This is a genomic window from Vulcanisaeta sp. EB80, assembly GCF_002078205.2.
Genome location: NZ_LCWN02000101.1, coordinates 1 through 5,466 on the forward strand (window position 1 = coordinate 1; position 5,466 = coordinate 5,466).

The 5,466-nt window shown below is 51.8% G+C and carries 2 protein-coding genes, 1 rRNA gene and 1 pseudogene; 3 read left to right on the plus strand and 1 reads right to left on the minus strand.

Going from position 1 to position 5,466, the window contains the following annotated elements; genetic code table 11:
- Positions 1 to 253, minus strand: a pseudogene (locus B7L70_RS11775) (ATP-binding protein); the annotation flags it as partial.
- A gap of 324 nt (positions 254 to 577) precedes the next feature.
- Between B7L70_RS11775 and B7L70_RS11780 the strand changes: the two are divergent.
- The 3 genes from B7L70_RS11780 to B7L70_RS11790 form a co-directional block, all read left to right on the plus strand.
- The gene (locus B7L70_RS11780) at positions 578 to 1,372 is read left to right on the plus strand and encodes a hypothetical protein (RefSeq protein ID WP_202908742.1); all 795 of its coding nucleotides are present in this window, start codon (positions 578 to 580) and stop codon (positions 1,370 to 1,372) included.
- Positions 1,373 to 1,504: 132 nt separating this feature from the next.
- Entirely contained in the window at positions 1,505 to 4,342 is a 2,838-nt protein-coding gene (locus B7L70_RS11785; protein WP_081228361.1) for a DEAD/DEAH box helicase, read from the plus strand.
- 166 nt (positions 4,343 to 4,508) lie between these two features.
- A 16S ribosomal RNA gene (locus B7L70_RS11790) occupies positions 4,509 to 5,466 on the plus strand; the annotation flags it as partial.

The following is a 5,466-nucleotide window of genomic DNA, read 5'->3' on the forward strand; positions in this document are numbered from 1 at the left end:
TATGCTTAAGGTCCAACGGGTTTTGGGTTATTAAGGTGAGTAACGCCTTATCATGCCTACCCTCCCTAATCAACTTCTCGATTATCGTCTCACCAACAACATACCTATTGAGAACCCTGTGGGCCTCATCAATAACTATCAATGCATTATTGAGCCTACCCCTCATGAGCTCCAGGAAGGTTAGTATGAAGGTTACACTAGCCACCTGGGATAGGTAATAAAGCGGTTTGCCGAGATGAGGGTTGGATTTCAATTAATGCCTAGTGAATTATCTATCGTCATTAAGCTAAGGCCCGCAACCTCAATCGAGTCATGCCTAAAACACGAGGGATGTTTGCATCCCTCACGCCAGCACTACCTTCGGTGGTTTCTCCATTATTTTCCTCGGCACGTGTTGTTGGGTCAAGTGCTTGTTGTGGTTGTACCCGCTTTTCGCGAGTATTGCGTGCATTGTTGGCGTCGCCGTCTTGTGCCTGATTCAGAGCGGCCCCACAAACCCACACCCACGGGGGTATGTGAATATATGGGCATGTTTACCGAAAGCAATTAAAGTACTCACTGAGAACTCTTCATAACGATGATAATATTAGTAACCAGCGGCCCTAGGAGCGGCACGGGGAAATCCACAATCTCACTGGGGCTATCAGCAATATTGTCAATGAGGGGAATCAAGCATGAACTATACGACCTATCATGCGAATCAGGGGTCTGCACAGGGATCTACTACTACCTCGGCGACTACGCCAACGATATTAATAAGTTATCAAAACTCGTTAAGCTACAACAAGGCAGGCCCCCTAAAGACTTCGGTGGCGTTGCAATTGTCGATGCTCCACCCATGGATTTGACACAACCCAACTACACAGACCTGCTAAGCAGAGTTGATGTTGTTGTGGCCGTTAACTCATACCAACCTAATGCCGTAATTTCAATAGATGAGATATCAAAAGCCATACCTAATAGGGACGTTAAGATCCTCGAAGTATGCAATAAAGCCGTTACAGAAAAATGCAAGCACTACCTAAAAATAACACCCGAAAATCCCTTCTTCGTCATTGGCGAACCAAGCAACTTCAGGGTATTTAATAAATTAATCGACGAACTAGGATTCAGAAACGCCACAAAAATCACCAGGATAAATCGCGAATTCACGGTTGGCAAAATTAAATCAAAGATGGTGGTAGCATGGGATCCTTATGAGATTCTTGGGATTGAGGTTTTGGGTAAGTGGTATTATGCGTTATTACCTGCTGTGAGACCCGTTGAGGAGTTAATCAAGCTTGCTAGCAATATACTCAGTAACTACTTGATTAGCGTTTTCGGGACAACCTCACCTTATAGGCTTTTGCCAAGAAATATCTCTACACATTGAGCGAGCGGGCCTCCAAAACTTTATCCGCAGAAACAAACGGACGTAACCAGTGACACTGGGAGAGCCAGGCATATGGCTTGACCAGCAAGGGAAGGCATTTTAAGTGGGGCCGTGGGTTTTGGGTGCGCATTAATGAGCTTCTGGCAGAGGCATTTGCATGCAAGGCTTGTGGAGGTGCTGGCGAGGTATGGGTATGGGGAACCAACGCCGATCCAGGCATTGGCCATACCTAGGATACTCGAGGGGAGGCACGTGCTCGTGATAGCGCCGACGGGTAGTGGTAAGACCGAGGCTGCAATGCTGCCGATAATGAGTAGGATACTTGAGGAGGGGATCAGTGGGGGTGTGGCTGCGATATACGTGACTCCCGCGAGGGCGTTGAATAGGGATGTGAACGTGAGGTTGCAGGCGATAGCAAGGGAGCTTGGCATAACGACGGCTGTGAGGCATGGCGACACGCCGGAGAGCGAGAGGAGGAGGCAGGTCAGGAACCCGCCGACCATACTCATAACCACGCCAGAGACACTCCAGGTAATCCTAGTAATGAAGAGCATGAGAAGGGCGTTGAGGAATGTCAAGTGGGTCGTGGTTGATGAGGTGCAGGAGTTGATGAATGACGAGAGGGGCACGCAATTAGCCGTCGCGTTGGAGAGGCTCGTGAACATAGCCGGCGAGTTCCAGAGGATAGGGCTCTCGGCAACAATAGGCAACACCCAACTAGCCGCGCAATTCCTGGGCGGTGTGAGTAGGGATGTTGATGTGGTTAGCGTGAACGTAACAAAGGACATAAAACTCACCGTAGAACACCCGGAACCCACGGACAACGACTACGGGACAGCCGAGGAACTAAACACAACACCAGAAGCCGCAGCAAGGCTCAGGAGAATCATGGAGATAGCAAGCACCTACAGAACCACACTCCTCTTCACAAACACGAGGGACGAAGCCGAGCTCGTAGGACACAGGCTGGGTCGATTGATGGGCAGCGATGCCGTGGGGGTTTACCACGGCTCACTGGATAGGGAGGAGAGGGAGGGGTTGGAGGAGAGGCTCAGGGGTGGGGTTGTGAAGGTTGTGGTGACGACGTCAAGCCTCGAGCTGGGAATAGACATTGGGCACATAGACGCGACAATACAGTACTCAAGCCCAAGGCAAGTCACAAAACTCATACAGAGGGTCGGAAGGAGTGGGCATAGGCTCGGCAGGACAGCCATAGGCTACATTATAACGAGGGACACAGACGACTATCTAGAATCCCTAGTCATAGCTAGGAAAGCCCTAAACAACGAACTAGAAACAGACGTGGAGTACCACGAGAAGGCCCTAGACGTACTACAGCACCAGGTGACCGGCATGGTGATAGAGGCTAGGATCGAGGGAAGGCTAGCCACGGTGGGTGAGGTCCTAAGCACGGTAACCAGGGCACACCCCTACAGGGAACTAACCAAGGAGGAACTAATGGAGGTGCTGAAATTCATGGAGGAGACGAGGCTCGTGAGGATAAACGATGACGAAACAATAACACCAAGGAGGGGATTGCATAGGTACTACTTCGAGAACGTATCAATGATACCAGACCAAAAACACTACAAGGCCAGGGACATGGTCACGAACAAGGTAATAGGCGAGCTGGACGAGGAGTTCGTGGAAACCATAGAACCAGGGGCACAGATAATACTGGCGGGCAAGCCCTGGAGAATAATCAGGGTCGACAGGGAAAACAACGAGGCAATACTCGAGCCACTAAACCAAACACTAAACGCAGTACCCACATGGATCGGGGAGGAAATACCAGTACCAACCGAGGTAGCCAGGGAAGCCTGCCAATTGAGGCAGGAGGTGATAGGCGCGATAAGGAACAACCAAGACCCAACACGGGCAATCACCAAATACCCAACCAGGGAAATACCCAAACCAGTCCTAGAGGAACTGAGGGAGCAAGCGGAAACAGGCGTGACGGAGTTCACGGACACAATAAACATCGAGTGGAGGGGTAGGGACATGGTCATACACGCATGCCTAGGCACCAAGGGCAACCAGGCCCTAGCCCTGTACCTAACGAGGTACATAACACAGAGGTACAAAACCACAGCAACATGCGTCACAGACCCATACAGAATCCTCATAACAACACCAATAAGCATACCACCAACAACAATAAAACAAGCCCTAGAGAGGGACTGGCGAGAGATACAGGAGGAAATAAACGAGGCAATAAGAAACACGCGACTCTACAGGTACAGGTTCATACACGTAGCAAGGAAGCTGGGAATACTACCACGAGAAAAAACAAACATAAACATAGAACAACTAGCAACAACACTAAGAGAAACAATAGCAGACAAAGAAACAATAAGGGAAATACTAACCGAAAAAATAGACACAAAACCACTCCAGCAACTAACAAACGCAATAAGGGAAGGAAGAGTTAAAGTGACAATAACACAGACCCAGCAATACACACCACTAGCCCAACACATAATAAACCAAGCAACAAGGACAGACACAGCAATCCAGGGAATACCAACAACCACAATACTACAACTACTAAAACAAAGAATAGAACAAAGAGAAATAACACTCATATGCCTAAAATGCGGATGGCACACAACAACAAAGGTCAAATACATACCAGAAACCCCATCATGCCCAAGGTGCGGCGTAAGAACACTAGCAGTATTGAAACACGGAGAAAACCCAAACAAGGCACTCGAAACAATACGAAAAGCAAAGAAAAAACTACCAATGACAAAGGAGGAACAGGAACAATGGCACGAAATAGCACAAACAGCAAACATAATACTACAATACGGCAAAAAAGCCATAATAACCCTAGCAGCCCACGGAATAGGACCAGGCACGGCAATAAGGAAAGTCCTAGCCAAAGCAAAAACCGAGGAAGAACTCTACCAACAAATACTAGAAGCAGAACGACAATACCAAAAAACAAAACCATTCTGGAACGACTAAAAACAACAGAAACCACGAAGAAAAAACTTATAAAACACAAAAGCAACAAGAACCCCCGCACAATGAGTCCCCAAGCAAACCACCCCGGAACAGCCGGGGCGGAGGCTTGGGGATGATCCAACCCCAACCACACAACCCAACCCCTCGAACAACCCCCATCCCCAAGAAACCGGTTGATCCTGCCGGACCCGACCGCTATCGGGGTGGGGCTAAGCCATGCGAGTCGTACGCCTGGGGACCGCCAGGCGTGGCGCACGGCTCAGTAACACGTGCCTAACCTACCCTCGGGAGGGGGACAACCCCGGGAAACTGGGGCCAATCCCCCATAGGAGAAGGGTGCTGGAAAGCCCCTTCTCCGAAAGGGACTGCGGCCGATCCGCCGCAGTCCGCCCGAGGATGGGGGCACGGCCCATCATGGTAGTTGGCGGGGTAATGGCCCGCCAAGCCGAAGACGGGTGGGGGCCGTGAGAGCGGGAGCCCCGAGATGGGCACTGAGACAAGGGCCCAGGCCCTACGGGGTGCAGCAGGCGCGAAAACTCCGCAATGCGGGAAACCGTGACGGGGCCACCCCGAGTGCCGCCTGAAGAGGGCGGCTTTTGCCCGGTGCAAAAAGCCGGGCGAATAAGCGGGGGGCAAGTCTGGTGTCAGCCGCCGCGGTAATACCAGCTCCGCGAGTGGTCGGGGTGCTTACTGGGCCTAAAGCGCCCGTAGCCGGCCCGGTAAGTCGTCCCTGAAATCCACGGGCTCAACCCGTGGGCTGGGGACGATACTGCCGGGCTTGGGGGCGGGAGAGGCCGAGGGTACTCCCGGGGTAGGGGCGAAATCCGATAATCCCGGGAGGACCACCAGTGGCGAAGGCGCTCGGCTGGAACGCGCCCGACGGTGAGGGGCGAAAGCTGGGGGAGCAAAGGGGATTAGATACCCCTGTAGTCCCAGCTGTAAACGATGCGGGCTAGCTGTTGGGCGGGCTTAGAGCCCGCCCAGTGGCGGAGGGAAGCCGTTAAGCCCGCCGCCTGGGGAGTACGGCCGCAAGGCTGAAACTTAAAGGAATTGGCGGGGGGGCACCACAAGGGGTGAAGCTTGCGGCTTAATTGGAGTCAACGCCGGAAACCTTACCCGGGGCG

Coding starts and splice junctions, on each gene's coding strand:
- B7L70_RS11780 (WP_202908742.1), top strand. CDS start 578: ATGATAATATTAGTAACCAGCGGCCCTAGGAGCGGCACGGGGAAATCC.
- B7L70_RS11785 (WP_081228361.1), top strand. CDS start 1,505: ATGAGCTTCTGGCAGAGGCATTTGCATGCAAGGCTTGTGGAGGTGCTG.